Source organism: Sphingomonas sp., from assembly GCF_019749955.1.
Taxonomy (GTDB): Bacteria; Pseudomonadota; Alphaproteobacteria; order Sphingomonadales; family Sphingomonadaceae; genus Sphingomonas.
The window spans coordinates 1-1,898 of the sequence record NZ_JAIEPC010000085.1; the positions used below are offsets into that span (position 1 = coordinate 1).

Below are 1,898 nucleotides of genomic sequence, written 5' to 3' on the forward strand. Positions count from 1 at the left end.
CACATCCTGCTCGCGCGCCAGGTCGGCGTGCCGACGATGGTCGTGTTCATGAACAAGGTCGATCTGGTCGACGACGCCGAAATCCTCGAGCTGGTCGAGCTGGAAATCCGCGAGCTGCTGTCGTCATACGACTTCGACGGCGACAACATCCCGGTCATCCAGGGTTCGGCAGTGTGCGCGCTCAACGGCACCAACCCCGAAATCGGCCATGACGCCGTGCTCCGCCTGATGGAAGCGGTCGACACCTTCCTGCCGCAGCCCGAGCGTCCGCTCGACAAGCCGTTCATGATGCCGATCGAAGACGTGTTCTCGATCTCGGGTCGCGGCACGGTCGTCACCGGTCGCGTCGAAACCGGCATTGTGAAGGTCGGCGAAGAAGTCGAAATCGTCGGCATCCAGCCTGCGGTCCGCAAGACCACGGTCACCGGCGTGGAAATGTTCCGCAAGCTGCTCGATCAGGGCCAGGCTGGCGACAACATCGGCGCGCTGATCCGCGGCGTTGCGCGCGACGAAGTCGAGCGTGGCCAGGTGCTCTGCAAGCCCGGCTCGATCAAGCCGCACACCGATTTCCAGTCGGAAGTCTATGTGCTGTCGAAGGAAGAGGGTGGCCGTCACACGCCGTTCTTCGCCAACTATCGCCCGCAGTTCTACTTCCGCACCACGGACGTGACCGGCACCGTCGAACTGCCTGAAGGCACCGAGATGGTCATGCCCGGCGACAACATCGCGCTCGGCGTCAAGCTGATCGCACCGATCGCCATGGACGTCGGCCAGCGCTTCACGATCCGCGAAGGCGGTCGTACCGTTGGCTCGGGGATTGTCAGCGCGATCTCGAAGTAATATAGCCTGCGCTACCGCCCGATTCCCGCGAGGGAGTCGGGCGGTTGCTATTTATGTAACGCGTCATTTTTGGGTCGGCCTTTATGGCTGACTCATTCGCTCTTTCGCATCGGTAGGGACCAAGGTTCGTCTTATGGACAGCAATATCCGCATTCGCCTGAAGGCGTTTGATCATCGCGTGCTCGATCAGGCGACCGGCGACATCGCCGACACCGCCCGCCGCACCGGCGCGCTCATCCGTGGTCCCATCCCGTTGCCCACCCGCATCGAGAAGTTCACGGTCAACCGTGGCCCGCACATCGACAAGAAGTCGCGTGAGCAGTTCGAAGTGCGCACCTACAAGCGCATGCTCGACATCGTGCAGCCGACCCCGCAGACGGTCGACGCGCTGATGAAGCTCGATCTCGCGGCAGGCGTTGACGTAGAGATCAAGCTGGCGTAATGGCGCCGCTCCCTAACGGGACACAAGGATTCGCGCTTCCCTGTATTTCGGGGTTCCTGGCCTCCGGCACTGCCGGTTCGAAGGACGCAAGAGCGCAACAAGGCTGAGAGCCACTGGCTCCACACATAAGGGATACCGCCGGGCTTGCCCGGGCCGCGTCCCCCGTCACGCCCGGGCAACCGGGCACCAGCCCGGGACGGGGCTCGCATCGATTTATGGGCTGATATGCCCGCCGCGGGATTGTCCGGGGCGGGCCTCTGTATTGAAGGAGTCTGGTGATGCGCACCGGCGTTATCGCTAAAAAGATGGGGATGACCCGCTTTTTCCAGGACGATGGTCGGCATGTGCCGGTCACTGTCCTCCAGCTTGAAAAGCTGCAGGTCGTCGCGCGCCGCGAGACCGACCGTGACGGCTATGTTGCGGTCCAGCTCGGCGCGGGCACAGCCAAGGCGAAGAATGTCGCCAAGCCGCAGCGTGGCCACTTCGGCAAGGCCGAAGTCGAGCCCAAGGCGAAGCTCGCCGAGTTCCGCGTGTCGGAAGACGCGCTGCTCGACGTGGGTGCCGAAATCGGCGCCGACCATTTCATTCCCGGCCAATATGTCGACGTCCAGGGCTA

At 63.1% G+C, this 1,898-nt stretch carries 2 protein-coding genes and 1 pseudogene; all 3 read left to right on the forward strand.

Going from position 1 to position 1,898, the window contains the following annotated elements; genetic code table 11:
* On the forward strand, positions 1–840 hold an 840-nt coding region (locus K2W81_RS14140), incomplete at its 5' end, for an elongation factor Tu (RefSeq protein WP_294105445.1).
* A 133-nt stretch (positions 841–973) separates the two neighbouring features.
* Positions 974–1,282, forward strand: coding sequence for a 30S ribosomal protein S10 (rpsJ, locus tag K2W81_RS14145; RefSeq protein WP_007406109.1), 309 nt, complete (start codon positions 974–976; stop codon positions 1,280–1,282).
* A gap of 278 nt (positions 1,283–1,560) precedes the next feature.
* A pseudogene (locus K2W81_RS14150) lies at positions 1,561–1,898 on the forward strand (50S ribosomal protein L3); the annotation flags it as partial.

Coding starts and splice junctions, on each gene's coding strand:
- rpsJ (WP_007406109.1), top strand. CDS start 974: ATGGACAGCAATATCCGCATTCGCCTGAAGGCGTTTGATCATCGCGTG.